Source organism: Streptomyces sp. NPDC050145, from assembly GCF_044460245.1.
GTDB lineage: Bacteria > Actinomycetota > Actinomycetes > Streptomycetales > Streptomycetaceae > Streptomyces.
The window spans coordinates 372,691-398,767 of the sequence record NZ_JBITJS010000003.1 but is presented as its reverse complement, the minus strand read 5'-3'; the positions used below and the strand labels follow the sequence as shown (position 1 = coordinate 398,767).

Annotated in this window: 23 protein-coding genes and 1 pseudogene; 7 read left to right on the top strand and 17 right to left on the bottom strand. The window is 70.3% G+C overall.

Annotated elements, in window-relative coordinates; all coding sequences use genetic code 11:
* Positions 1 to 199: 199 nt before the first annotated feature.
* Positions 200 to 1,465, top strand: a complete 1,266-nt coding sequence (locus ACIBTU_RS08495) for a tryptophan dimethylallyltransferase family protein (protein WP_399125197.1) — start codon at positions 200 to 202, stop codon at positions 1,463 to 1,465.
* Complete coding sequence (locus ACIBTU_RS08490; protein ID WP_399125196.1) at positions 1,438 to 2,811, top strand: tryptophanase; 1,374 nt, start codon at positions 1,438 to 1,440, stop codon at positions 2,809 to 2,811. The genes ACIBTU_RS08495 and ACIBTU_RS08490 overlap by 28 nt, the downstream gene beginning before the upstream one ends.
* A gap of 306 nt (positions 2,812 to 3,117) precedes the next feature.
* Here the strand turns inward: ACIBTU_RS08490 and ACIBTU_RS08485 are convergent, their stop codons facing one another.
* Positions 3,118 to 4,464, bottom strand: coding sequence for a phosphoribosyltransferase family protein (locus tag ACIBTU_RS08485; protein ID WP_399125195.1), 1,347 nt, complete (start codon positions 4,462 to 4,464; stop codon positions 3,118 to 3,120).
* A gap of 298 nt (positions 4,465 to 4,762) precedes the next feature.
* Entirely contained in the window at positions 4,763 to 5,101 is a 339-nt protein-coding gene (locus ACIBTU_RS08480; protein ID WP_399125194.1) for a MerR family transcriptional regulator, read from the bottom strand.
* Positions 5,102 to 5,784: 683 nt separating this feature from the next.
* Here ACIBTU_RS08480 and ACIBTU_RS08475 point away from each other — a divergent pair.
* Positions 5,785 to 6,144, top strand: a complete 360-nt coding sequence (locus ACIBTU_RS08475) for a hypothetical protein (protein WP_399125193.1) — start codon at positions 5,785 to 5,787, stop codon at positions 6,142 to 6,144.
* A gap of 120 nt (positions 6,145 to 6,264) precedes the next feature.
* Here the strand turns inward: ACIBTU_RS08475 and ACIBTU_RS08470 are convergent, their stop codons facing one another.
* From ACIBTU_RS08470 to ACIBTU_RS08460, 3 genes are all read right to left on the bottom strand, one after another.
* Complete coding sequence (locus ACIBTU_RS08470; RefSeq protein ID WP_399125192.1) at positions 6,265 to 6,621, bottom strand: CBS domain-containing protein; 357 nt, start codon at positions 6,619 to 6,621, stop codon at positions 6,265 to 6,267.
* A 46-nt stretch (positions 6,622 to 6,667) separates the two neighbouring features.
* On the bottom strand, positions 6,668 to 8,149 hold the full coding sequence (locus ACIBTU_RS08465) for a DEAD/DEAH box helicase (protein ID WP_399125191.1): 1,482 nt from the start codon (positions 8,147 to 8,149) through the stop codon (positions 6,668 to 6,670).
* Between the two features lie 251 nt (positions 8,150 to 8,400).
* Positions 8,401 to 8,604: a cold-shock protein gene (locus tag ACIBTU_RS08460; protein WP_399125190.1), complete on the bottom strand. Its 204-nt coding sequence runs from the start codon at positions 8,602 to 8,604 to the stop codon at positions 8,401 to 8,403.
* A gap of 348 nt (positions 8,605 to 8,952) precedes the next feature.
* Between ACIBTU_RS08460 and ACIBTU_RS08455 the strand changes: the two genes are divergently transcribed.
* Positions 8,953 to 9,723 carry a transposase gene (locus tag ACIBTU_RS08455; protein ID WP_399125379.1) on the top strand — a complete coding sequence of 257 codons (771 nt, stop codon included), beginning with the start codon at positions 8,953 to 8,955 and terminating at the stop codon, positions 9,721 to 9,723.
* A gap of 26 nt (positions 9,724 to 9,749) precedes the next feature.
* Here ACIBTU_RS08455 and ACIBTU_RS08450 read toward each other — a convergent pair whose 3' ends face one another.
* Both ACIBTU_RS08450 and ACIBTU_RS08445 read right to left on the bottom strand, forming a co-directional pair.
* Positions 9,750 to 10,274 (bottom strand): Imm21 family immunity protein, encoded by a 525-nt coding sequence (locus ACIBTU_RS08450; protein WP_399125189.1) that lies wholly within the window; start codon positions 10,272 to 10,274, stop codon positions 9,750 to 9,752.
* A gap of 167 nt (positions 10,275 to 10,441) precedes the next feature.
* Positions 10,442 to 11,569: an NADH:flavin oxidoreductase gene (locus tag ACIBTU_RS08445; RefSeq protein ID WP_399125188.1), complete on the bottom strand. Its 1,128-nt coding sequence runs from the start codon at positions 11,567 to 11,569 to the stop codon at positions 10,442 to 10,444.
* A 160-nt stretch (positions 11,570 to 11,729) separates the two neighbouring features.
* Here ACIBTU_RS08445 and ACIBTU_RS08440 point away from each other — a divergent pair, with 160 nt between their 5' ends.
* Positions 11,730 to 12,128: a MarR family winged helix-turn-helix transcriptional regulator gene (locus ACIBTU_RS08440; protein ID WP_399125377.1), complete on the top strand. Its 399-nt coding sequence runs from the start codon at positions 11,730 to 11,732 to the stop codon at positions 12,126 to 12,128.
* A 104-nt stretch (positions 12,129 to 12,232) separates the two neighbouring features.
* On the opposite strand, the gene ACIBTU_RS08435 is transcribed toward ACIBTU_RS08440, so the two are convergent.
* The 4 genes and pseudogenes from ACIBTU_RS08435 to ACIBTU_RS08420 form a co-directional block, all read right to left on the bottom strand.
* Positions 12,233 to 13,147 (bottom strand): SDR family NAD(P)-dependent oxidoreductase, encoded by a 915-nt coding sequence (locus tag ACIBTU_RS08435; protein WP_399125187.1) that lies wholly within the window; start codon positions 13,145 to 13,147, stop codon positions 12,233 to 12,235.
* 289 nt (positions 13,148 to 13,436) lie between these two features.
* Entirely contained in the window at positions 13,437 to 14,093 is a 657-nt protein-coding gene (locus ACIBTU_RS08430) for a class I SAM-dependent methyltransferase (protein WP_399125186.1), read from the bottom strand.
* A 492-nt stretch (positions 14,094 to 14,585) separates the two neighbouring features.
* Positions 14,586 to 15,415, bottom strand: a pseudogene (locus tag ACIBTU_RS08425) (glycoside hydrolase family 3 C-terminal domain-containing protein); the annotation flags it as partial.
* A 250-nt stretch (positions 15,416 to 15,665) separates the two neighbouring features.
* On the bottom strand, positions 15,666 to 16,556 hold the full coding sequence (locus ACIBTU_RS08420; protein ID WP_399125185.1) for a trypsin-like serine protease: 891 nt from the start codon (positions 16,554 to 16,556) through the stop codon (positions 15,666 to 15,668).
* A 207-nt stretch (positions 16,557 to 16,763) separates the two neighbouring features.
* Between ACIBTU_RS08420 and ACIBTU_RS08415 the strand changes: the two genes are divergently transcribed.
* A complete protein-coding gene (locus ACIBTU_RS08415) occupies positions 16,764 to 17,228 on the top strand; it encodes a MerR family transcriptional regulator (protein WP_399125184.1) in 465 nt (154 codons plus the stop codon).
* Between the two features lie 8 nt (positions 17,229 to 17,236).
* Positions 17,237 to 18,262, top strand: coding sequence for an aldo/keto reductase (locus ACIBTU_RS08410; protein WP_399125183.1), 1,026 nt, complete (start codon positions 17,237 to 17,239; stop codon positions 18,260 to 18,262).
* A 131-nt stretch (positions 18,263 to 18,393) separates the two neighbouring features.
* Here the strand turns inward: ACIBTU_RS08410 and ACIBTU_RS08405 are convergent, their stop codons facing one another.
* The 6 genes from ACIBTU_RS08405 to ACIBTU_RS08380 all read right to left on the bottom strand — a co-directional run bounded on the left by ACIBTU_RS08405 (position 18,394) and on the right by ACIBTU_RS08380 (position 26,043).
* Positions 18,394 to 19,980 carry a flavin monoamine oxidase family protein gene (locus ACIBTU_RS08405; protein ID WP_399125182.1) on the bottom strand — a complete coding sequence of 529 codons (1,587 nt, stop codon included), beginning with the start codon at positions 19,978 to 19,980 and terminating at the stop codon, positions 18,394 to 18,396.
* Positions 19,981 to 20,012: 32 nt separating this feature from the next.
* On the bottom strand, positions 20,013 to 21,479 hold the full coding sequence (locus ACIBTU_RS08400) for an amidase (RefSeq protein WP_399125181.1): 1,467 nt from the start codon (positions 21,477 to 21,479) through the stop codon (positions 20,013 to 20,015).
* A 64-nt stretch (positions 21,480 to 21,543) separates the two neighbouring features.
* Positions 21,544 to 22,227 (bottom strand): ABC transporter ATP-binding protein, encoded by a 684-nt coding sequence (locus ACIBTU_RS08395; protein WP_399125180.1) that lies wholly within the window; start codon positions 22,225 to 22,227, stop codon positions 21,544 to 21,546.
* A complete protein-coding gene (locus ACIBTU_RS08390; RefSeq protein ID WP_399125179.1) occupies positions 22,227 to 24,008 on the bottom strand; it encodes an ATP-binding cassette domain-containing protein in 1,782 nt (593 codons plus the stop codon). The genes ACIBTU_RS08395 and ACIBTU_RS08390 overlap by 1 nt, the downstream gene beginning before the upstream one ends.
* On the bottom strand, positions 24,005 to 25,207 hold the full coding sequence (locus tag ACIBTU_RS08385; RefSeq protein WP_399125178.1) for an ABC transporter substrate-binding protein: 1,203 nt from the start codon (positions 25,205 to 25,207) through the stop codon (positions 24,005 to 24,007). The genes ACIBTU_RS08390 and ACIBTU_RS08385 overlap by 4 nt, the downstream gene beginning before the upstream one ends.
* Complete coding sequence (locus ACIBTU_RS08380) at positions 25,168 to 26,043, bottom strand: branched-chain amino acid ABC transporter permease (protein WP_399125177.1); 876 nt, start codon at positions 26,041 to 26,043, stop codon at positions 25,168 to 25,170. The genes ACIBTU_RS08385 and ACIBTU_RS08380 overlap by 40 nt, the downstream gene beginning before the upstream one ends.
* Positions 26,044 to 26,077 lie beyond the last annotated feature (34 nt).

Sequence of the window (26,077 nt, the reverse complement as noted above, 5' to 3'; positions counted from 1 at the left end):
CAGACAGGCGGCCGGGCCGACGGCGCACTACTTCCAGTCGAAAGAATCCGTGCGGGGGCGGCGGCCCCGACCCGTCCCGGGGCCGGATATCCGCTTCTCCCGGGGGATCGCCTTCTGTCTCCTCTCCTGCCGACGGAGTCGATCCCCGTACCCCCGTGCTCTGCGGGTGCTCCCAGCGCCACGAAGCGCGGGGGACGCGATGACCACACAGCTAGAGAGCGACATATCGACAGCCGGCCCCGAAGAGGCTCCGCAGGCGACGCTCGGTGACCACGTCCTCGGCCAACTGCGGCGCCTCGGCGCCACGGTGGGTCTGAGTGACACGGACACCACGCTGTACGGGCAGGTTCTGCTCGACTCCCTCGCAGGCGTCGCCCGGCGGCCCTTGTCCCTGCCGCCGGCATCCCGCAGCTTCCTCTCCGACGACCACACCCCGGTCGAGTTCTCTCTGGCCTGCACGTCGGGCGCTGCTCCCGTACTGCGGGTCCTCGTGGAGCCCGGGTGGAACCACAGCGACATGGCCGACAGCGCTCGCGCCGGACTCGACGTCATCCGCGCAATGGCTGCCCGCTGGGACTTCCCCACCGACCAACTCGACGCGCTGGAAGACCTGTTCTTCCCCGCTTCGGCCGAGGGACCACTGGCACTGTGGTACGCGCTCGATCTGCGCGCGGGGGGCGTTCCCGGAGTCAAGGTCTATCTGAACCCCTCCGCCTCCGGACCTGAACACGCCGCACGGACGGTGCAAGAGGCGTTACGCCGACTCGGCTACAGCGATGCCTTCGAAAAGCTTCCCCCTGCGGGGGGCTATCCGTTCCTCGCACTGGACCTCGGCGCGTGGAAGACGCCGCGCGTCAAGGTGTACGTGAGCCACCCTCGTATGTCGGCCGACGACGCCTGCGCCCTGAGCCGCACCTCCGCGTCCGCAGCGGCCGACATCAGGTACTTCTTCCATGCGGCCGCAGGATCTCGTCCGCCGTCCGAGCCGGGTGCCGACGACACACCGCGGCTTCTCAGACGACCGGCGCTCACCTGCCACTCCTTCACCGAAGGCGAAGCCGAACCGAGCGGCTTCACGCTCCACATCCCCGTGCGTGACTACGTCCGCGACGACGAGGAAGCCCTCGCCCGGGCAACGGCCCTGCTGACCCGGTTCGACATGGATCCCTCGATCCTGGCCCGGGGGCTCCAGGCACTCACTCAGCGACAACTCTCCGACGGAGTCGGGCTGATCGCCTACCTCGCGCTCGTGTACGAGCGGAATCGGCAGCCCCGAATCACTGCCTACCTTTCCTCCGAGGCGTACCTCGTCCGGCCGCCGCAGGAACAGCACGCACAAGGCAAACCTGCGCCTGCCGAACAAGCCCACCGTCTTGCGAACCTCGGGCGCACAGCCACGAGTCACGCCAATCCGCACCACACGCAGAAGGAAGCAACATGGAGCCGTACCGCATCAAGGTCGTAGAACCCATCGCGTTCACCACCCGAGAAGAGCGCGAGAACGCACTGAAGCGGGTCGCCTACAACCCTTTCGATCTGCGTGCCGACGAAGTCACCATCGACCTGCTGAGTGACTCGGGGACCGGAGCCATTTCCGCGGACCAACTGGCCGCAGGGATGCACGGCGACGAATCCTACGCCGGCAGCCGCTCCTTCTACCGATGGCACGAGGTCGTCTCCGAACTCACCGGCTACCCCCACATTCTGCCGGCGCACCAAGGCCGGGCCGCCGAACGCATCCTGTTCTCCTCGCTGCTCAAGCCAGGCACGAGCGTCCTGTCCAACACCCACTTCGACACCACTCGCGCCAACGTCGAACTGACCGGCTGCCAGGCCTACGACCTGCCCTGCGCCGAGGCGAAGGACCTCGACAGCGACTATCCGTTCAAGGGCAACATCGACCTGATCGCCCTTGAACACGCCTTGGAGAACGCGCACCAGGCACCGGTGGCAGCCGTGCTGATGACCATCACCAACAACGGTGGGGGCGGCCAGCCGGTCAGCATGGAGAACCTGCACCGCACCGCTGACCTGTGCCGCCGCCACAACGTGCCCATGATCCTTGACGCCGCGCGCTTCGCGGAGAACGCCTGGTTGGTGACCCAGCGCGAACCCGGCTACGAGAACCGCACTCCCCGCCAGGTCGCCGAGGAGGCCTTCCGCCTCGCGGACGGCTGCGTCATGAGCGCGAAGAAGGACGGCATAGTTCACATCGGCGGCTTCATCGGCCTGAAGGACCCCGAACTTGCCGAGAGGTGCCAAGGCCTGCTCATCGCCACAGAAGGGTTCACCACCTATGGCGGCCTGGCCGGCCGCGACCTCGACATGATGGCCCGTGGACTCCTCGAAGTCACCGAGCCGGCGTACCTTGCCGAACGTGCCGACATCGCCGGCTACCTTGCCGCGCGCATCCGCGAAGCCGGAGTCGACATCGTGGAGCCGGCAGGCCTGCACGCCCTGTATGTCAACGCCGGGCGGCTTCTGCCGCACATTCCCCCGCACCAGTACCCCGGCACCGCGCTGGTCTGTGAGCTCTACCTGCGCGGAGGCATCCGCTCGGCCGAGCTGGGCTCGCTGTACCTCGGCGAAGAGGACGAGGAAGGCAACCCCGTCAAGGCAGCGCCGTACGAACTCGTGCGCCTGGCACTTCCTCGACGGGTCTACACCCGCAGCCACTACGACCATGTCGCCGACACCCTCGCCGACATCGCCAAGAATCCCGAATCCGTGCAGGGCTACCGCATCGTGGGCCAGTCTCCGATTCTTCGCCACTTCAGCATCAAGCTGGAGCCCGTGCAGTCCGCCGACTGATCTGCCCTTGCCCACCCCAGCGTCAATCGGCCCGTCGCATCGCACGTGGCCGTTCCACGACTGCTGACTCTCGCTCTACGGCCCCTTTGGCCCCAGAGACACCTCTCTGGGGCCATATCCGCTCAGCGGCGGATGGTTGACCGTCAGGGGGACGTCTGAACTGTCTGCCCGTCGCCGCGGAACCGCCGCCTCGATGCTCTGGTCCTCATCGTGACCTGGACGCCTGCTGCGGGGCGCGTGCCGTCCGGCCCACCCTCGGGAGGCCGGACGGGCCCTGCCGGAGCGAGATCCGGTAGGGGCAAACCCTCATTCGGCCTCGGATCCCCGGGCGACGGCAGGGTGGTCGGGTGCCATGTGGTCGGTGAACCAGTCACGGGCCAGATCGGTGACCTGGTCCAGAGCACCGGGTTCCTCGAAGAGGTGTGTCGCGCCGGGGACGACCGCGAGCCGGCTCTCACAGCGCAGCCGTGCCTGCGCCTCCCGGTTGAGGGCGAGCACGTGCCGGTCGTGTCCCCCGACGATCAGCAGCGTGGGTGCCTGCACCTCCGGCAGCCGTGGCCCGGCCAGGTCGGGCCTGCCGCCCCGCGAGACGACCGCGGCCACCCGGGCGCCCGGCTCGGCGGCCGCCCACAGTGCGGCGGCCGCGCCGGTGCTGGCGCCGAAGTACCCGACGGGGCGCCCTTCGGCCTCGGGTTGCCGGCGCAGCCACTCGGTTGCTCCCGCCAGGCGCCGGGCGAGCAGACCGGTGTCGAAGACGTTGGCCCGGTCGGCCGCCTCCCCATCGGTCAGGAGGTCGAACAGCAGCGTGCCCAACCCCGCGGCGTGGAGTCCGGCCGCGACAAGACGATTGCGCGGACTACGCCTGCCGCTGCCGCTCCCGTGCGCGAAGACGACGATCCCGCTCGCGCCCGCGGGCATCACCAACTGCCCGCGCAGCAGCACGGACCCGGCGTGCACGTCCGCCTCCCGGTCCGCCGGAACGGCGTGGCTCGGTGCGCTCGCTGCGGCGTCGGGCCTTGGCGTATTCGTCTCCTCCAGACAGGCGACCACCTCCTCGTCCTCCGTCTGGGAGAAGTCGGCATAGAACTGCCCGACGGCATCGAAGTCCCGTGGGGCGTACAGGCAGACGTAGTCGTCGGCGTCCGTACCCAGCCGAGCCGTCCAGTCGCGCGGTGCCACGGGAACCGCCAGTACGATCCGCGCGGCCCCTCGAGCGCGGGCGATCCGGCACGCCGCACGCGCCGTCGATCCCGTGGCCACCCCGTCGTCGACCACCAGCACGGTACGGCCGTCCAAGGTCACCGCCGGGCGCCCGCCCCGGTAGCGCCGGGCCCTCCGCTCCAACACCTGTCGCTCGCGAGCCTCGACCCGGTCCAGGTCATCGGCCGTGACCCGCGCCGTGCGCACCACCTCCTCGTTGATCACGCGCACCCCGCCCTCGCCGATCGCCCCCATGCCCAGCTCCGGCTGGAACGGCACACCCAGCTTCCGGACCAGGCAGACGTCGAGCGGCGCACCCAGCGCGCGGGCGACCTCGGCGGCGACCGGAACCCCGCCCCGCGGCAGCCCCAGCACCAGCACGTCGGCGCCCTGCAGATGTCCCAGCCGGCCGGCCAGCTGCCGGCCGGCGTCACGACGATCCATGAAGAACACGATCCGACCTCCTCGCGTGTGCGGACCACGGCAGAGGGAGATGCCTCTTCTTCCATGCTCGCTCCCCCGGCGGGCCGCGGGAGCGCCCCACTGGTCAGCGGGCCAGTTCACCTGCGATCCCGTCCGCCCTGGATGCTGCGGCCAGGCGCAGCAAAACGCCCACGCCAAGGGCGTGGGCGGAGGTACCTGCCGAACCACGACAGCCAACGGGGCGGGGCAGGTCCGTGCGCCCCGCCACCGGAAGATCTCCTGCGCGCGTGGGAGCGGGATCGCCGGAGGTACAGCCGTGGGGTCCGTGTCAGCCTGCAGCCGGCGGGTCGGCCGCTTCGGCGGCGCGACGATATTCCGCGTTGATGCGCTGGGCTTCCTCGAGCTGGTCTTCCAGGACGATGATGCGGCAGGCCGCCTCGATGGGCGTGCCCTGGTCGACGAGTTCGCGGGCGCGGGCGGCGATGCGCAGCTGGTAGCGGGAGTAGCGGCGGTGGCCGCCCTCGGAGCGCAGCGGGGTGATCAGGCGGGCCTCGCCGATGGCGCGGAGGAACCCCTGCGTGGTGCCGAGCATCGCGGCGGCCCGGCCCATCGTGTAGGCGGGGTAGTCCTCGTCGTCGAGTCGGTCGTACGAGTCGTCTGCTGTCATCTGCACCTCTCTCGGGAACGCGTCGAGGGGCCCTGGTGCCGTACGGCACCAGGGCCCCGAAGGAACTTTTACACCACGTGCCGACCCTGATACGACGTCGGCCCTCTGTTTCCGCCTGCCCGGCACACACACTGCCGGGAGTACGGGGATCGCGGTTGCTTGACCGGAGACCACCTCACTATCGATGTCCTGCGGTACCCGGACTCGAGAATTTCGTCCGGGCGATCCTGATGGTGCTTCGTTCCTCCGTTCTTCCTCAGTGATCAACTTCCTACCAACGGGGTACTGCGCACTGCACTTGCGGGTACCGGATCCGCCATGTCACGACGGCGGTCCCGCTGCGGCGGCCCCTGATCACTGCGGGCCACCCGGTCCGGCTGTCAGCCCCGTCGCCGTCCTGCATCCAACCTGGCTTCGGAACTCCACCGCCGTACCGTCCTGCGTACTGCTACTTCAGGTACTGCTGCCCGGCAGTTCGTCTCTGCCGGGCCCTTCTGTCCGTCCTCTGGCTACGAGAGAAACCATAGCGAGACCACAACCCAATGTCTACTGCGGCCGACATAGATTTTCGAGCGCCCAGCGATGAGGCAATCGACCTCGAACAGGGATTCGGGCGCCCGATGGCGCACGGTTACGGAGGGCGGATTGAGGAGCGGAACGCCACATGAATAAGATCCGCTTCCATGTCGAAGCCTGACGAGCTGCTCGTTGACATCGCCACTCTGGTGGAGTCCGGGCAGAGCAACCAGATGTCCCTGACCGTGGTCACCGGTGGCGCTGTCATCACCGGTCGGCTGGCATCCGAAGCCGTGTGGAGGCAGCGGGTGTCAGAGGTCCTGGCGGACTCCGCCCGACTGGGCGAGTTCTCCCCCGTCTTCACCGCTGCGGCGCGCGACGGCGGGCCGCCCGCTTATCTGCACTTCCACATGGCGCGGATCCTTCAGGGCGCGGTGGGGATCCCTGAGACCGGCGGGATGTACCGCGTCTCGATCGCGGAAGTCAGCGCCTGGAGCATGGGCGACTTCAGCTACTCCGATCACTGACTTCATGCCCCGAGGGTGACCGACCCACCGATACGCGAGAGGCCCGAACGGCACGTGCCGTTCGGGCCTTCGGGCCTACTGGCTGTTGAGGCGTCAGATCGCAACCGCCTCAGGCGAGGGTCAGGCCGCCTCCGGGACCCCGCCGGGTCGCAGTACGGCCGGTCCGGTCGCCAGGGCAGCGGCCGAGGAGAACGGCCCGTCAGCGTGGGAGAGTTCGCGCAGCCGGAGCCGGTCGGTGTAGGCGGGGCTGTCGCGGACGGTGGCGAGCTGCACCTGGGTGACGAGGCCGATGCACAGGTCGTCGCCATCGCAGACGAGCAGGTGTTCGGTGCGGGCCCCGGCCATGACCGAGAGGGCGACCTCGACCGTCATGTCATCGCTGACCTGTGGTCCGGCCGCGCCCATGGCGTCGGCAGCCGCCGTCGGGCGCGCAGGAGCGGGGTGGGTCGGGCGGGGCTGCATCTGGACCAGCGTCACGACATGCCTCCTGAGGAGATGGGTCAGCTTCCGGGTCACGTGGCGCTCAGGCCGCCGCACCGGCGACGGAACGCCGCGCGCCGGCCCGCCGGGCGGCCGCGGCGGGTCCACGTCGGCCGCGGCCGGTCGCGCCGCGCTTGTGCTGCTCGGTGATGGTCACGGGAACGCCGGAGGGGGTTCGGGCGCCGGTGATCCGGGCCAGCGCCTCCTCGCCGGAGCGGACCTGGGTGGTCCGGGGCGTGATGCCGGCAGTGGCCATGAGGCGGGTCATGCCTCGGCGCTGCTGGGGGGTGACGAGGGTGACGACGCTGCCGGACTCGCCGGCGCGCGCGGTACGGCCGCCGCGGTGGAGGTAGTCCTTGTGGTCGGTCGGCGGGTCCACGTTGACGACGAGGTCGAGGTGGTCGACGTGGATGCCACGCGCCGCGACGTTCGTCGCGACCAGGACTGTGACGTGCCCGGTCTTGAACCAGGTGAGGGTGCGGGTGCGCTGCGCCTGGGTCTTGCCGCCATGCAGGGCCGCAGCCCTGACGCCGCAGCCGAGCAGTGCCTCGGTGAGGCGGTCCACGGCGTGCTTGGTGTCCAGGAACATGATCACCCGGCCGTCGCGTGCCGCGATCTGCGTCGTCAGCTGGTGCTTGTCGGCGCCGTGGACGTGCAGGACGTGGTGCTCCATCGTGGTGACCGCGCCCTGGGAAGGGTCCACGGAGTGGACGACGGGGTCGGTGAGGTAGCGCCGGACCAGAAGGTCGACGTTGCGGTCCAGGGTCGCGGAGAACAGCATGCGCTGGCCCTCGGGGCGGACCTGGTCCAGGAGTGCGGTGACCTGGGGCATGAAGCCCATGTCGGCCATCTGGTCGGCCTCGTCGAGGACGGTGATCGCGACCTGGTTCAGCCGGCAATGGCCGCGGTCGATGAGGTCCTTGAGACGGCCGGGGGTGGCCACCACGACCTCGGCGCCACGGAGCAGCACGTTCGCCTGCCGACCGATCGGCATCCCGCCGACGACGGTGGCCAGGCGCAGCTTCACAGCGCGGGCATAGGGGGTGAGGGCGTCGGTCACCTGCTGTGCGAGTTCCCGGGTGGGGACGAGGACCAGGGCCAGCGGCTGACGGGGCTCGGCGGTCCGTCCGGCTGTTCGGGCCAGCAGAGCGAGGCCGAAGGCGAGGGTCTTGCCTGAGCCGGTGCGGCCGCGGCCGAGGACGTCGCGGCCGGCCAGGGAGTTCGGCAGTGTGGCTCCCTGGATCGGGAACGGGACGGACACACCCTGGGCCGTGAGCGCGGCCAGAAGGCCCTTGGGCATGCCGAGGTCGGCGAACGCCTCCACCGCCGGGAGCGCCGGAGTGATCGTCTTCGGGAGCGCGAACTCTCCCTGCACCGCGGCAGACCGCCGGCCGTGACCGCCCGAGCGGCTCGGCGCGGACGAGGCGAAGCGGCTGCTCCGGGGCGAACCCACCGTGGCGCGGTACGCGTGACCGCTGTTTCTGCGCGTTTGGGAGGAACGACTGTTCGTGCGTGTGGGGTTCATTCAGAACCTTCCTTGATACGGCGCATATCAAGGAATTCCCACAGCGAATGAGCAGCGTAAGGAATCACAGACACGAGCCGAGCGAAAAAACGGAAGCCGGCGACTTGCTTCAGAAAGGCGAAATGCCTGCGCAAGCGGCGAGCGAAACAAGTTCGGATGATGCAGGCTCCGGTGAACACCTGCGAAAATGCATGCAGCTGGGGCCCGCACCCCGAGGGATGCGGGCCCCAGCTACGTGTTACGCGTCAGCCTCAGGCGGAGACGATGTTCTCGGCCGTCGGGCCCTTCTGGCCCTGCGCGATGTCGAAGGTGACGCGCTGGCCTTCCTGAAGCTCGCGGAAGCCCTGAGCGGCGATGTTCGAGAAGTGGGCGAACACGTCAGCGCCGCCGCCGTCCTGCTCGATGAAGCCGAAACCCTTTTCCGCGTTGAACCACTTCACGGTGCCAGCAGCCATTATTTTCTCCTTAAGGGCAGTACGACGGATCCGTACCGTACGGATACCGCGTCGCCGCGATGATGCCCTGCCCGGAAAAATGACCGGCAATACAAAGTACTTCCGTGCGGCACGCGGCCTGCAGGAGGTTCAAAGCTTCGGGTACCAAAACTGCAACTGAGATCGACAGTAGCACGCGCCGCGGCTTGCCTGCGTCGAATATTTCACCTGCCGCGCACCACCGACAAAAAAGCTCTTTCCGCGATGTTCATAAATTCTCAGACCGCGAGCACAGGTATTGCCAAGATCACGAAGTTTCGAGGCTAAAGGCTGTCCCGTAAGTGATCTTGCTCTGCGATGATCTCGAACGTGCCACGTGTGATCACAGCGTCCGAGCCGTCCTGGATAGCCCCGTTCACTGGCGTGGCTCCGCGCCAGTTCAACCGGGTGGTGCGTGCACTGCGGCGCGAAGGCGCCGACATCACCCGGCGGGGCCGGCCGTGGGGGATCCCGCTGGAGGACCGAGTGCTTCTGGTGGCTGCGTACTGGCGTACCAACCTGACGCTGCGCCAGCTCGCACCTCTCTTCGGCGTCTCGAAGTCCGCAGCAGGCCGCATCGTCAGGCAGGTCGGACCTCTTCTGGCGTTCAGGCCCCGGAAGTGGTTTCGCAAGGACGCCGTGCTCATCGTGGACGGCACTCTGGTTCCCACCCGCGATCACGCGGTGGCGGAGCGGTCCAAGAACTACCGCTACTCGACGAACCACCAGGTGGTCATCGATGCCGACACCCGACTGGTGGTCATTGTCGGCCGACCGATGCCGGGCAACCGCAACGACTGCAAGGCATGGGAGCTATCCGGGGCGAAGGCCGCCGTCGGGAACACCGTAGTGATCGCCGACGGCGGCTATCGAGGTACCGGGCTCGTCATCCCGCACCGCCGCGACCCCGGGCAGAGCGAACTGCCCGCTTGGAAGGAAGAGCACAACGCCTCGCACCGCAAGGTCCGCGCTCGGGTCGAGCACGCCTTCGCCCGGATGAAGACCTGGAAGATCCTTCGCGACTGTCGCCTCAAGGGCGATGGCGTGCACCACGCGATGCTCGGCATCGCTCATCTGCACAACCTTGCGCGCCGCGGCTGACCGCACCCGACCGAAACACGGCCCGTTCAGGATTCGGCGGGCAGGAGCTGGACCAAGCCGACCCAGTTCTCCTCATCCACCTGGGTCTGCGTGGCGCGGACCCTCCAGCTGCCGGCCGGCAGCGGGACCGGCGCCTCGGCGGGCGTCCCACCGTTGGGGTACTCGATGCCGAGGTCGGAGCCTGCTTCGGCGGAGTCCATGAGCACCGCCGGACCGTCCGAGGCCCAGGTGCCGCACTCCTCCCACACCGTGACCGGGTCTGCGAGGATGGTGTCTGCTGCGGCTTTCAGTCCGGCCTCGGAGTCGGCGGCGAGCCACCGCAGGAACGCTCGGTGCTGGGGCAGATAGCAGCTGGTCGCCGGCTCGTCCGCCAGCACCAGTGCCTGCGTACCGTTCTCGTCGATGGGGATCACACCGGCCAGATCGTCCACCGCGCAGGCCCGGTCGTAGTCGTCTGGGGCGGTGGCGTCTCCCGCCATAAGACCATCCTCCGTGCACCCACCCCAGGAAGCCAGGGCGGAGACGGGGACGACGATCAGAGGGCCGCCCATCGACTCCACCCAGACTGGAGAGGGGTGAGAGGCATCGTCTGCAGTGGACGAAGAGGTGATCATGCAGTCAGTATGCCCGCGCCCACTGACACTGCCCTCGCGCTCGTTGGAGCCCAGCACGGGGAAGGGCTCAGCGCCTGCGGCAAGCGTCAGTTACGGGACAGCCTTTAGCTAAGCGTCTTGATCGCCTGCGCGTCGTACGGCTTCAGCTCGCCGGTTCGCCCCGCCAGGACCTTGGACGCCCACAGCGGGTCCTGCAGCAGGGCGCGGCCGACGGCGACCATGTCGAACTCGTCGCGCTCCAGACGGTCGAGGAGGTTGTCGAGGCTGCCGAGCTCGGAGCCCTCGCCCATGAAGGCTCCGATGAAGTCGCCGTCGAGGCCGACCGAGCCGACGGTGATGGTGGGCCTGCCGGTGAGCTTCTTGGTCCAGCCCGCCAGGTTCAGGTCCGAGCCTTCGAACTCGGGGATCCAGTAGCGGCGGGTGGAGGCGTGGAAGGCGTCGACGCCGGCGGCGGCGAGCGGGGTCAGGATCTGCTCCAGCTCCTCCGGGGTCTCGGCGAGCCTCGCGTCGTAGGCGTCCTGCTTCCACTGCGAGAAGCGGAAGATCACCGGGAAGCCGGGCGAGACGGTCTCGCGGACCGCGGCGACAATCTCGGCTGCGAACTTCGTACGGGCCACAGGGTCGCCGCCGTAGGCGTCGGAACGGCGGTTCGTCCCCGCCCACAGGAACTGGTCGAGAAGGTAGCCGTGGGCGCCGTGCAGCTCGACGCCGTCGAAGCCGATGCGCTCGGCGGCCGCGGCGGCCTCGGCGAAGGCACCGATGACGTCGTCCAGGTCGCTCCGGGTCATGGCCTTGCCGGTGCCCTCCGTGCCGTCGGTGCGGATGCCGGAGGGACCCATGGCCGGGGCGTCGGGGTAGGGGGCCTGGCCCTGCTCGCGCACCATGCCGATGTGCCACAGCTGCGGCACGATCGTGCCGCCCGACGCGTGCACAGCCTCGGCGACCTTCGCCCACCCCGCCAGCTGCTCCTCACCATGGAACCGCGGCACACGATCGCTCTGCCCGGCCGACTCGTGGCCGACGTAGGTCCCCTCGGTGACGATGAGGCCCACACCGGCGGCGGCGCGGCGGGCGTAGTACGACCGCACGTCCTCGCCGGGTACACCGCCGGGGGAGAACATGCGCGTCATCGGCGCCATCGCAATGCGGTTCGGGACGGTCAGGCCGTTCAGCGCGACGGGCCGGGCCAGGATCTCGGCCGCACGGGAGGCGGGGGACGCGGTGACGTTCACGGGGAGGCTCCTCATGGCTACTGCTTGACAACCTTGATACTTGAGAACTTCACGTAATGAAAAGACGGTAGACGTAGATATTTGAAGTAGTCAAGTTTCTGCCGGTAGGATGCCCCTCATGACAGAGGCAGATGCGCCCCGCGCCGACACGGCCCAGCTCATGGAGCTGCTGTCCGTGTCGCTCGGCGTCTACTACGGCGACTTCACGGTCGCGGCGGCGAGTGAGAACCTCACGGCGAGCCAGGGCAAGGCCCTGACCGTGCTGCGCCGCCGACCGGCCGCGATGCGCGCCTTGGCCGAGACCATGGCCTGCGACGCCTCCAACATGACCGGAATCATCGACCGGCTGGAGAAGCGCGGCCTCGTACGCCGCGAAGCCAACGCCTCCGACCGGCGCGTCAAGAACGTCGTCCTCACAGCCGAGGGCGAGCGGGTCACCGACGCGATCCGCGCGAAGATGCGCACCACACACGACGGCCTGGACAGGCTCACCGACCAGGACCGGGACTCCCTGTATTCCCTGCTGGAACGAGTCTTCCTCTCCCAGCCCGACGCCTGACGCAAGCTCCCGACGCCTGACGGAAGCTACGGAATCGGGGCATGCCCGGTTCCGCAGGGCGCTTCAGGTGGCAAATGAGCGCGTGAACTGGTCAGTTGAGTGATTCAGATGACGGCGGAAGTCGCGACGCCGGTCAGCTCCATGCTCGCCTCCCACAACCGACGCGCCGTTTCGACGTCCTGCAGTGGGGCCCACAGCCGCTCGCGGTGCGGCCTCCCCCGCAGACCGAAGACACGCGGGCCCCACAACTCGCCCCCGGCGATCTGAGGGTCGAGCACCGCCCGGACCACGGGCCGCGCACCCGCGTGCTCGCCGTGGAGAACAAGTGCGGCGGCCGCGCCGCGCAGCGCCGCCCCGGCCTTCCGTACATGGACCGGCGGCCGCGACGGGGTGAGCGAGTCCAGCGCACCACCAGGATGGACCACCACGCTCGACACATTGCTGCCCGCGGCCCGCAGCCGGCGGTCGAGTTCCAGGCCGAAGTACATCTGGGCCAGCTTCGATCGGGCGTAGGCGCGCTTGGCCCGATAGCCGGCCCGGGACTGCAGATCGTCCAGGTCAAGCCGCTCGGACTTGGCAGCGAAGCTGCCGACGGTCACGACACGAGCGCTCGGTGCGGCCTCCAGCAGGGGCAGCAGCCAGTGGGTGAGCGCGAAGTGCCCGAGGTGGTTCGTTCCGAAGTGCATCTCGTTGCCGTCCGGCGTCTCCCTCCGCTCCGACCCTTCAAGGAGGACGCCAGCGTTGTGGACCACGGCGTCGAGGCGCTCCACCCCCAGGGAAGCCGCGATTCTCGGCAGCGTGCCGAGGTCGGCGAGGTCCAGGCCCACCGAACGCACCCGCGCACCGGGCACCCGCGCGCGGATCGCGTCCATGGCGGCCTCGGCCCGCTCGGCGCTCCGGCTGCCCAGCACCACCGTGGCGCCGGTACCGGCCAGCTGCTCGGCGGTGAAATACCCGATACCTGCGTTGCCGCCGGTGACCAGATACACGCGGTCAGCGGCGGACGGGATCTGAGCCATGACGGGAACTCCCCTGAGGTGCGACGGCGGCTCCCGGCGGAGCAACTCGCCGCCCACGCTGCCACTGGCCTCCGACATATCACCGATAACCATCCGACAGGGCGGAGCCGACCGCGCGTTCCGTCCCTTACGACGACCACACCACCACCGGCATGCCGGTCCGCACGTCTGGCTTCCCCCGCACTGCGGCCGGTGACGACCGGCAGATGGAGACCATCAAGGGCAAGCCGTTCCACCCGGACACCGTGCCGGCCGGCCCGGCCTCGCCTGGGCGGCGTGGAACGCTGCACTATCGGTTGTGCCATACGAGCGTGTAGCGCCAGAAGAGCCGTCGGCGGAGTTGCACTCCGGGCAGGAGAGCCTGGGCTGTGCAGGCGAGATCCGCGAAGGTCATGTCGGCCGCGCGTGTCGGTGCCGTCATCGACAGAGGCCGTGGAGAGCGCCTGCCCTTGTTCTTCAACCAGCCCATAGCCGGGTTGAGCGGGACCGACGTCAGGCCGAGGAGGTGGTCCCCTCGTGTCTGCGGTCGGAACAGTCCCACCACTACCAGTCTTCCTCCCGGGGCCAGGAGCCTTCGGAAGGTGTCCAGTGCCTGGGCGAACGGCAGGTGGTGGATCGCCGCCACGCAGGTGATGACCTCAAAGCGGCCGGCCGGGGTGTTCGTCATCGCGTCGGCGACGGTGAAGGCCACCGGGGTGCCCGTCGGCGTCAGGTGTCGGGCCTGGGCAACGATTACTGGATCGGAGTCGACCCCGAGCACCTTGTTTGCGCGGTGGCCCAGAAGCCTTGCCAGATCCCCCGTCCCTGAGCCGATGTCCAGGGCGCGGTCGAAGTGCTTGGGCACTTGCCGCAGGATCCAGCGGTGGAAGTGTGCGTTGTGGTCCCAGGGGTAGGCGGCGTTGAGCTGTTCAAGGGCTCGTAGGACGCGCGGGGACAAGATCTTCATGCCATCAGTGCACCAGGTGGAGCACGAGGACATGACCATGATGGGAATCTCCCAAGTCACCTGAGCCTGCCAACAAAGCCGCACCCGGACAGTCGGCGCGCTGCGGCACACCACCGGCATCGCACGGCTCCGCCACCTGGTGACGTTCGTCTACGTGGGTATCTACTGGGGCAGGGGGCGACAAACGCCGGCTCCGCCGGTGGCGGGGCCGCGCTGTTCCTGACGACACGGCTGGTCGCGAGCTCCAGGTGGGTCACCGCGGGCTCCCCGGCGCGCAGGCGCAGCCGCCGCCGCCGGCGACTCGGACACGATCCACGTCCTGCACCCTCACCGGCCCGGTGCGCCACGTCGACCACCACCGACACCTGCACGCCCGATTCCGGACCGCCCCGCTCACCTCCCCAGTGGCCCCAGGGCTCCGGCCACGAGGGGGTGCGCAGGTGCTCCGGGGGCCGGTCCGTCAGGTGCCGGCCCCCGGAGCGGTCTCGGGTGTCAGGACTGGTGCCTGGTCACCGTCAGTTCGGTCGTCAGCAGGTCCTCGGTCGCGTTCCGTGAGGCGTGCAGCAGGTATCGGCCCGGGGTGGCCGCCCAGTCGGCCGCCTCCTCGTCCCACACCTGGAACGCCCGTGCGGCGAGCGGGATGTCGGCCGTGGCCGTCTCGCCGGGCGCGGCGGTCACGGTGGCGAAGCCGACGAGGCGGCGCGCGGGGCGGTCTGTGGGTGCGTCGACCGGGGAGGCGTAGATCTGTACGGTCTCGCGCCCCGGGCGGTCCCCCGCGTTCCGCAGGCGGACCGTGACGCGCTCTTGGGCGACTGTCAGCTCTTCGTATGCCCAGGTGGTGTAGCCGAGGCCGTGGCCGAAGGGGTAGGCGGGGGCGACGGCGTGCCGCTCCCAGGCCGGGTAGCCGATGAAGAGGCCTTTTCGGCGTAGACGAGGATCCCGTCCACGGGTGTGACGTCCCTGACAGGTGCGTCCGCGAGGGCGGCCGGCCAGGTCGTGGGCAGCCGCCCGCCCGGCTCCTCCACTCCGAGGAGGACGTCGGCGAGCGCTGCGCCGCCCTCCTGGCCGGGGAACCAGGACAGCAGCACGGCGGCCACTTCCTCCCGCCAGGGCAGTTCGACCGGCGCGCCGGAGTTCACCACGACCACCGTGCGCGGGTTGACGGCCGCGACCCGGCGGACCAGCTCGTCCTGGCGGCCCGGCAGCCGCAGGCTTGTCCGGTCGAACCCCTCCGACCCCAGGGCGGAGGCCGTCCTGCGGGACCACTTCGCCGTTCTGCTCGACGGCCCCTTCGCCCGGATCGCCGCCGACCTGTCCCTCCTGCAGATCTCTGCTTTCGCCGTGGGCCTGTTGCCTGCGGAACGCCTGCGTACGCTGTCGAACGCACTCGCCGCTGTCGACCAGGGCTCCGGATCGGACGTTCTGTGAGATTCCGGGGTACATGGCACCTGGACCACTGGTTCACCGGGGCTCCGAGGCCGAAGGTGTCGAGCCGTGCCCCGGCCCCGGGGCGTCGCGTCCCGGACGGCAGCGGCCGCATCCTTCCGGGATCTCTCCGGGGCCGGGGGGCCATCACTGCAGCTGCACGAAGGGCGACAGGAAGGCGCGGGCTCCTGGAGCGTCCAGCCGGTAGGCGACGTTGGTGGCGTAGCACGGGCCGTCGCCGGTGATGGTGGTCGCCGCGAGAATGCGCTTGCCGCCCATGGTGGCGAAGTTGGGGCCGCCCGAATCTCCGTAGCACGCACCGCCGTTGCCCTGGGGTGCGGTCATGGCGAGGCGGACCCACGCGTTGTTGAGGGCGTCGAAGCTCACGGGCGCCTTCAGGCGGACCCCGCCGCCCGGGTGGGTCTGGCCGCCGGGCCCGTTCACCGCCTCCTGAGTGCCGTAGCCGGCGACGGTCCAGTCGGTGGCGTCGAGCTTCCGCGGGCCCAGCGCTCCGAGTTGACCGGCGGTCGGCAGGGTGGCGGGAGTGAAGGACCAGCGGGCCGACATCTTGGCAGCGGGCACTTCGACGACCGCGATGTCGTGCGGGTCGGAGGCGGGGCCCGGGTAGTCGGGGTGGCTGTGGACCGTGCCCGGGACGGCGACGGCAGCGGCCTGAGCGGCGGGATCACCGGGGTGTTTCTTCGCGGCCGCGTCCAGTCCGGCCTGAACGTCCTGGTCCAGAGAGACGTAGAACCGCACGTTGTCCGGCCAGTCCGTGGTGCAGTGGGATGCCGTCAGGAAGGTGTCGGCGTCGATCATCGTGCCGGAACACACCCAGTCCACTCGGTCGGGCGTGGCCGGATCGCCGTCGTTGTCCCAGGTGGCCACGAGAGCACCGACCTCGGTGCGTTCGGGGGCAGGGGTCGCGTTGTAGGAGTTGATGGCGGGCGAGGGCATCGCGGCGGCCAGCACGGTGGCGCAGGCGGCCGCGGTGACGGCGACGGCATGGACGGCGCGGTTGGCGCGGTGGGTGGTCAAGAGGAACCCTTCGTCTGGTAGTCGGGCGTTCCATCTGTGGGGGTGGGGGCATTGAAGCGCCTGTGATCGTTTGTGACAAGACCGGAGCGCTGCGGCTGGTGCTCTGTCAGGTTCGAGGCGCAGGCCCCTCTTCCCCACTGCCGTGGGCGTACCGAGAAGTGCCGTGCGCTTGCTTCAAGTGCACTTGAAGGTTCTAGCGTGGTCGGCATGACGGTGACCGACAGCACTCCCGTGAAGTCCCCGCCCATGGACGCCTGCGTGCCTGTGGGGCCGGCCCATCCGCGTCCCGACGGCCAGGACCGCTACACGATCAGCGAGGTCGCGGCATACACCGGGCTCAGCTCGCCCACGCTGCGCTGGTACGAGCAGATCGGTCTGATGCCGCAGGTGGAGCGGTCGCACAGCGGCCAGCGCCGCTTCGACAACAGGGACCTGGACTGGCTCGCCTTCGTGGGCAAGCTGCGGTTGACCGGGATGCCGATCGCCGACATGGTGCGCTTCGCGGAGCTGGTCCGCCGGGGCGAGGTCACCTTCGACGAACGGCGGGAAATTCTGGAACAGGCCCGGCGCGAGGTCGTGGCGCGCATCGCGGAGCTGCAGGACACCGTCGCCGTACTCGACTCCAAGATCGACTTTTATGCGGGCGCCCGCCGGGCGCCGGAAAGGGCCTGAGCGCCTTCATGAGCAATGCCATCGAACAGATCCGCAAGGTCGAACTGGGCACCGGCGGCCCCCTCGTCGGCGTCCAGGGCTTCGGCGCCATGGGCATCAGTGCCGCCTACGGACACACGGATGCCGCGTCGGCCCGCGACACCCTGGAGGCCACCGTCGAGGCGGGTGTCACCCTCATCGACACCGCCGACATGTACGGCGTCGGCGCCAACGAGGAGTTCCTCGCGCCGTTCGTCGCCGCGCACCGCGACGAGATCACTCTGGCCACCAAGTTCGGCATCGAGTCCCGCGCCGACGACCCGAGCTACCGGGCCATCCGCAACGACCCGGCGTACATCAAGAAGGCCGTCGAGGCGAGCCTGCGCCGCCTGAACGTCGAGGTCATCGACCTCTACTACATGCACCGCCGCGATCCCGCCGTCCCACTCGCCGAGTCCGTCGGCGCGATGGCCGAACTGGTACGGGAAGGCAAGGTCAAGCGCCTCGGCCTGAGCGAGGTCACCGGGGCCGAGCTGCGCGAGGCGCACGCGGTGCACCCGATCAGCGCGCTGCAGACGGAGTGGTCGGTCTTCAGCCGGGACGTCGAGCGCAGCGCGGTGGGCGCGGCAGCCGAGCTCGGGGTCGCCTTCGTGCCGTACTCGCCGCTCGGCAGGGGCTTTCTGACCGGTGCCTTCACCGACGCGAGCAAAGACCTCCCCAGCAGCGACTTCCGGCAGCAGATGCCGCGCTTCAGCGGCGACAACGCCAAGGCGAACGCCGCACTCCTGGAACCCCTGCACAAGATCGCGGCCGGCCGTGGCGCCACCACGGCGCAGATCGCTCTGGCCTGGTTGCAGCAGCGGGCGCAGGCGCACGGCCTGGCCGTCGTGCCGATCCCCGGAACGCGTAAGCGCAGCCGCCTCCTCGAGAACGCCGCAGCCACCCGGATCACGCTGACCACCGAGGAGCTGACGCTGCTGGAGCCGATCGCCGACCAGGTGGCGGGCGACCGCTACCCGGACATGTCCCTCACCTCGGCAGCCCGGGAAGCCTAGATCGACCACGGGGCCCACCCGCCTGGACCTACGGATCGCGATCGTGGCGTCGATCGAGAAGACCTACCACCGACGCCGCCCACAAGCCTCGACCCGACCGGCGTGGTCATGGGCTCTGCGGGCCCCCGCCGTCAGGGCGTGATCCCCAGGTCGGTGAGCAGCTCGTCGGCCGCGGCGAGGCCGGAGTCCGCACCGCCTTCCATATAGCCGCCCGCGCCCGCGGAGGTGTGTTCGCCCGCGAAGTGGACGTTGCCCTGCCGGACCGCCTCGTAGCCCCCGTACTCCGGGTAGTAGCCGGTCGGCAGGCCCGCGTACGAGCCGTAGGAGTTCGGGTTGAGGTGCCATGCGGCGAGCGTCGCGCGGCCGTTCCACCTCGTGTTCAGGCCCGGGAAGACGGTGTCGAACTGGGCGAGGACGTCTCTGGCGTATCCGCGGGTGCGTACGTCGGATGCCGTGGTGAACACGCACGTCGGCGAGAAGTCGGCCGCGTGGGCTCCGCCGGTGAAGTCGGTGAGGATGCCGGTGGCGCCCGGCTGGGCGCGGCTCGACTCCCATGAGGTCTGGTAGCCGCTCTCCGACATGGAGTTGCCCGTGGCCAGGCCCCATGGTCCCTGGGTGTTCCACAGTCGCTGCCCGAACTGGAGCGAGATCTTGGTGGAGCGGCCCATGGGCAGCGCGGCGATCCCGGCGAGTTTGCGGGCGTCGAACCGGGCCTGTGAGAGGTCGAGCCGCTGGAGCACGCCCTGCGGGACGGCGAGGACCGTGTGGTCGGCGGTGACGGTGCGGGTGCTGCCGTTGTCGTCGAAGACCAGGGTCTGGGTGCCCGTGCCGGCGACCGTGACGGCCTCGAGCCGCCAGCCGTGCCGGACCGTGCCGTCGGCCAGCGCCGCCGTGATCGCCTCGGGCAGTCGTTGGTTGCCGCCCCGGATGTGGAATCGGCCGTCGCTGGAACCGAACAGCGAGAAGCCGTCCGTTGGTTGGTCGGAGAGGACCGCCAGGATGCCCAACGCGCTGCTCTGGTGGGTCGGCATGCCGAACTCGGTGGTGAATGCGGTGTCGAGGAGGCAGCCGAGCCGCGACGACAGGCCTCCCGGCACTCGGGTGTCGATCCACTCGGCGACGGTCATGTCCGACAGGGCGCGCATCTTCGGCGAGGTGGGGGTGTTCCAGGTCGGCCACCGGAAGCCGTTGAGGTCCTGGCCGATGGCCTCGGCGACCGGTCGGAAGTCGGCGGACGCGGTGGCGTACGGGTAGTAGCCGCCCGTGATCCAGTACGTTTCGGTGGCGCCCGCCGGTTCCGCGGCGTGCAGGTCGTCCAGCGGCAGGCCGAACCGCTGGGCGAGGGACTGGATCACCTGGTGACGGGTGTCGATGAGTTCGCCGCCATACTCGGTGACCTGTCCTCCGGCCCAGTACGACGCTTCGGAGTGCATGCGCCCGCCGACGCGGGTGTCGGCCTCGTAGACGGTCGAGGCGATGCCGTGGTCGGCCAGGCGCAGCGCGGTCGTCAGGCCCGCGATGCCGGCGCCGACGATGGCGATGCGCGGCGCGCCCGCCGCGTGCGCGGTCCGGACGGGACCGGCGAGGACGGCCGCCGCTCCGGCCGCGGCGGCGGCGCCGAGCAAGGCCCGCCGCGACGGGCCCCGCGGGGTCGAGGTGACGGCGCCGGTGGCGGCGTAGGTGGCGCGCAGGTGGCGGGTCAGCGGAGTTCTTGCCATGAGTAACTCCTTGCAGTGGTGGGGTGGTTGGTTCAGATCGCGAAGGCGGTGGGACGGCGGGTGGGCCAGCCGTCGAGTTGCTCGAGGGCGGCGGCGAGGCGGATCAGCACGGCCTCGTTCCAGGGCCCGCCGACGAGCTGGCTGCCGACGGGCAGGCCCGTGGGCGTGGCGAAGGTCGGGACATTGATCGCGGGCAGTCCGGTGATGTTGCAGAGGGAGGTGAAGGAGATCATCTGGGTCTCGGTGACGCGCAGCCCGTCGGGATCGGCGTTCGCCTCGGCGAGGACCGAACCGACGGGCGGGGGCGGGCAGGCCATCGTCGGGGTGAGCAGCACGTCGAAATCGCGCCCCCACTGGGCACGGACCGCCACCGCCTCCTGCTGGAGGAGCAGGGCCGCGGCGACGTACTCGCCGGAGTGCCGGGCCTCGGCTCGCCGCATGCGGTGGCGCAGGTGCGGCTCGGCCCGGTCCGGCTCGTCGTAGGGCGATGCCCACAGGGCGGCGTCGAGGACGTGGTGGGTGTAGCCGTGGACGGCCCGTTCGGAGAAGAAGGCGGGCGCCACGGGGAACACTTCGTGGCCGAGCGAGGCGAGGAGGCGGCCGGTGTGCTCGGCGGCCGCCATGCACACCGGGTCGACCGGCATTCCGGTCGGCGCCTGGAGCAACAGCCCGATGCGGAGCGGTGGTTGCTCCGCCCCGACCTCGTCGGCGAAGGGCCGCTCCGGCGCCGGCGCCCGGTACATCACTAGGTCGTCCGGGGTGCTCATGACGTCGAGGAGGGCGGCGGCGTCCCGTACCGTCCGGGTGATCGCCCCCTGCACCGTGGCGTGCTCCCACGACGCCGCGTACTGCGGCACCCGGCCGCGGCTCGGTTTCAGCCCGACGAGACCGCACGCCGAGGACGGCATGCGGATCGAACCGCCCCCATCACTGGCGTGCGCGACGGGCGCGAGGCCGGCCGCGACGGCCGCCGCGGCGCCGCCGCTCGATCCGCCACAGGTGCGCGTCGGGTCCCACGGGTTGCGGGTGTCGCCGTAGCGGGAGCTGTCGGTCGAGGAGAGCAGCCCCATGTCCGGGCTGTTGGTGCGTCCCATCAGCAGGAACCCGGCGTCGAGGAGGCTGCGTACGACCGGTTCGGTGGCGGTTCGTGGCCGGTCGCCGACGCCCCAGGTGCCGTAGGTCGCGGGCTGTCCCGCGACCTCGGTGAGGTCCTTCACGGGGATCGGCACCCCGTGGAAGGCGGGCAGTTCGGCGCCGTCGGTGACGGCCTGCTCCGCCGACCTGGCCGCGGCGAGCACCTCCGCGTCGTTGCGCCAGACGAAGGCGCCGACCTCGAGGTCGTGCCGGTCGATCCGGTCCAGATAGGTCTCGACTATCTCTACGGGGCTCAGCTCACCGGACCGTACGGCGGCGGCGAGTTCGACAGCGGAGGCGAAGGGATTGACGGAGGAGGTGGCGGGGGTGGAGGAGACGGAGGCGCCGGAGGCGGCTGATGACACAGGGAACTCCGAATTCGGGTGAGAACTGGGGGCTGCGAAGGCCGGGATTTCAGGGACCGGCACGTCAGGTGAGGGCGAGCAACTGGTCCAGCTCATGTCGGGTGCCGGGGCCGCACGGCCCGGTGAACACGACGCGTCCCGCCTCCAGGACCACCGCCTGATGGCAGCGGTCGAGCAGCAGGCCCGCGTGCTGGTCGACCACGAGGATCCGCACTCCGGTGGCCGCGATCGCTGTGAACGCCGCGAGAACGTCCTTGACCAGGGACGGCTGGAGCCCCTGAGTGAGCTCGTCCACCGCGATCAGCGCACTGCCGCTCACCATGGCGCGGGCGATGCCGAGTTGCTGCTTCTGCCCGCCGGAGAGTGTGCCGGCGGCCTGCCGTGACCGGTCGGTGAGCATGGGGAACAGCTCGTAGGGGTCGACGGCGGGGGTGAAGCCGCGCACGCCGGCCAGGCGCAGGTTCTCCTCCACCGTCAGAGTGGGGAACACGCCGCGGTCCTCCGGCATGAGGGACGCGCCGCGCCGGGCGAGCAGTTCGGGACGGCCGCCGGGGGTCTCGCGTCCCGCCAGGGTGACGCGGCCGCCCTGGCGGTCGGCGAGGCCGAACACGGTGCGCAGCAGGGTGGTCTTGCCCGCGCCGTTGCGGCCGAGCAACGCGGTGATCTCGCCCTCGGCGACCGTCAGGTTCACATCGCGGACCACGGAGGCCTGCCCGTAGCCGCCGTGCAGGGCGTCCAGTCGGAGCATCAGTGGACCCCCAGATAGGCCTCGCGGACGACGGGGTCCGCGGTGATCTCTGCTAGTGCCCCGTGCGCGATGACCTTGCCGTCGTGCAGCACGACGACGTCGTCGGCCAGTTCGCGGACGATGTCCATGTCGTGCTCGACGACGACCATCGCGCAGCCGGAGCGCCGGGCGGCCTCCTTCAGCTCCCGGATCAGCGCCCGGGCGTCGTCGGGCCCGAGTCCGGCGGCGGGTTCGTCCAGGAGCATCAGCCGCGGCGCTCCGGCGAGCACCATGGCCAGCTCCAGACGCCGGCGGTCGGCCAGCGGAAGCTCTCCCGCCACGCATGCATCGTCGGCCGTCAAGTCGTCGTACTCCCCTGGTAGTTCGACCTGGTCCGGTGCGTCCAGGCGGGCCAGGCGCAGGTTGTCGGCGGGTGACAGTTCGGTGATCACGGCGGGGATCTGGAACATGCGGCCGAGGCCGAGCCGGGCCCGCTCGTGCACGGCCGTCCGGGTCGCATCGGAGCCGAAGATCGCCACGTTGCCCGCGGCGGCGCCGAGCTGCCCCGCGACGGCGGCGAGGAGCGTGCTCTTGCCCGCCCCGTTGGGGCCGATCAGGCAGACGCACCGCCCGGCGGGGACCGTCAGGTTCACCCCGCGCACCACCTCCACCGGGCCGAACGCCACCTTGACCCCGTTCAGTTCGAGCGCGGCTTCGGCGCCCGCGGGTGGAGCGGTCGTGCCCGCCGGCTGCCCCTTGGCCGGCTGCGGACGGGCGGCCGCCGGCTGGTGGGCGGCCGGCGGCAGGCGGAGCGCCGGTCCCTTGCGGATCAGGCCGGGCAGCCCGGCGAGTCCGGCCGGGGCGAACTGAACGACGAGGACGAACACGGCGGCCAGCGCGAAGACGTACCAGCCCTGCCAGGAGCTGCCGAGCATCTGATCGCCGAAGGTCACCACGACCGCGCCCGCGAACGGCCCGACCGTCGTGCCACGGCCGCCCAGGGCCAGCCAGACCAGGACGCTCGTGGACAGCCCGAGCCCGAAGATCTGCGGTGAGACCAGTCCGGCGGCGGGTGCGTACAGGGCTCCGGCGACGGCCGAGACGGCCGCGCTCGCCGCGAAGGCGATCGTGCGGGCGCGCACGGGGTCGATCCCGGTCTGCGCGGCCCGCTCGGGATTGCGGTGTGCGGCCGTGAGGCGGGCGCCGAACCGGCTGCGTACCACCGTGAGGGTGGTGACGAGCACCGTCACGGCCACCACGGCGAGGGTCAGGTAGAACCCGGACACCACTGAGGAGGTGTGCACGGACAGGCCGTTGGTGCCGCCGGTCAGGTCGGTGGAGCTGGTGGCGAGACGCTGGAAGAGCAGGCTGACACCGATGGTCAGGAGGATGAGCGGCGCGTCGGGGATCTTGGAGCCGAGGCCGATGCGCACCACCGGAACCGCGACCAGGACGGCCACTGCCGTCGCCGCCACGGCCGCCGGCCACGCGGGCCGGGCGTGCTCCTGGGCGATGGCGACCGCGTACGCGCCGAGGCCGAAGAACGCGGCGTGCCCCACGCTGAGCAGTCCGGCCCGGCCCCAGGCCAGATCGAGTCCGTAGGCGAACAGGCCGTTGCACAGGCCGAGCGTCAGCGTGGCGAGCGCGAACGTGGAGAGTCCGAACGGGGCCGCGGCCAGCAGCAGGAGGACGGCGACGCCGATCGCGTACGGCCTTGCGCGCGCCGCCGGGATCGCCTTCGTGCTCGCCCCGGCTCGGGGAACGGTGCCCACGCGCACCCCGGCTCGGGGGACGGTCCTCATGCGCACCCCGGCTTGGGGGTGGTGTCGGCGACCCGGCCCAGCTTGCGGGTCACTTCGTAGGCGCCGCCCGGCTTGATGGTGGTCTGCAGCATGTCGGCCTGGAGCAGATGGTTCTCCTTGGCGAAGGAGGTGTCCTTGCCGAGCGGCGAGTCGTAGCGCAGTTTCCCGATCTCGGCGTTGATCTTCTCTCCGTCCGTGGAGCCGGCCTTGTCGGCGGCCGCGAGGAGGAACTGGATGCCGAAGTAGGCGCTGCCCGCGACCTCCGGGATCGGGGCCTTGAACTTGTACGCGCTGCGGTAGGCGGCGACGAACGACTCGCTCTCGGGGTCCTTGAGGGCGTCGCTCCACCGGACGGTGTGGGTGCGGCCGTTCACCAGCTTGCTCAGCGCGGGGTAGTAGTCGGTGTCGAGCGGCGAGCCCTCGAATCCGAGTTCCGGCGTGAGCAGGCCGAACTCCTGGGCCTGCTTGCTGAAGGACACGGCGTCGCCGCCGACGGCCATCGACAGGAGCAGGTCGGGCTTGGCTGCCTTGAGGCGTTTCACGACCGGCTGCCAGTCGGCCTGGCCGAGCGGGCTGTACTCCTCCGCGACGGTGCGGGCACCGGCCTTCTCGATCTGCTGCTTGGCGATCTTGGCGTAGAAGTGCGGGTAGTTGTAGTCGGAGCCGACGATCGCGACGCGCTTGCCGTACTTCTCGACCAGCTCCGGCACGCTCGGCGTGAGCAGTTGGCGTGAGGTCTCGCCGAATCCCCACTGGTAGGGGAAGCACTTCTCGGTGTCGCCGAGGATCGCCGTGCCGAACGGGACCTTGGCGCCGTCGGTGACCTCGGCGACGGCCTCGGCGGTGTCGCCGGTGATCGTCCCGAAGACCATGGACACCTTGTCCTCCTGGACCATTCTGCGGGCCAGTTGGGTCGAGGTGGCCGGGTTGCCCGCGTCGTCGGCGACGACGTACTCCACCGGCCTGCCGTTGACGCCGCCCGCCGCGTTGACCTTCTTGAAGCCGAGCTTCAGGCCGTTGCGCAGCGCCTGGCCCGACGGGCCCACGGAGCCGGTCAGCGGGACGATCACCCCGATCTTCAGGGGCGCGCCGGAGTCCTTGTCCCCGGACGAGAGGGCCGAGCCGCTGCAGGCGGTCGCCGTGGTCAGGGTGAGGGCGGTCAGGACGCCCGCGAGGGTGCGAGCGCGCGGGTGAGCCATGAGGGGATCCTCCGAATCCAGGAGCGCGAACGCAGTGCGGCGATCGCGATGACGAGCAGGTAGAACAGGGCCTCGGCGAGCACGTCGGTGAACCACGTACGCAGCAGTACCTGCAGGGCCGCGATCCCGAGCGCCGCTGCGGCGGCCGTGCCGAGCGCTCCGGGCCGGCTGAAGAGCAGCCCGAAGAAGACGGGGACGAGCAGGGCGAACCCCATCGACGGCTGCACCGCGAGGAGCGGGCTGTACAGGCCGCCCGCGATGACGGCCAGGAGCCCGCCCAGGACGAACGCGGCCGCCCTGACCCGGCGCGGGTCGGTGCCCAGCAGTGCCGCCATCGCCGGGTTGTCGGCGACGGCCCGCAGCCGCAGGCCCCAGCTCGTCCGGTACGCGGCCACCAGCACCGCCGCGATGACGACCACGGCGATCGCGGCGGCGACCAGACGGTAGGCGGGACTGCTGTCGCCGAACACCGACAGGCTCCCGCTCACGGGGGCGTCCACCGACCGGGTGTTGGCGGTGAACGCCGACTCCGCCGCCTGCCGCAGCGCCATCCCGACGCCCCACGTGACGAGCATCGTCGCGAGCCCGTCGGCGAGCGGGCCGCGCAGGAGCAGCCGCTCGGTCAGCAGCAGCGGGACGGCGCACGCCACGAGGGCGAGGGCGATACGCCAGCCGAACGGCGCCGCCGTCACCATGGCCGTCGCATAGGCGCCGACCATGACCAGATCGCCCTGCGCCAGATTGACCACTCGGGTCGCCGCGAAGATCACCGCGAGCCCGACCGTGACCAGGCCGTAGAGCCCGGCCAGGCTGAAGATCGCTATAAGTACATCCACCTGTGACCTGCTTCTCACTTCCGCTTGCCGTCGG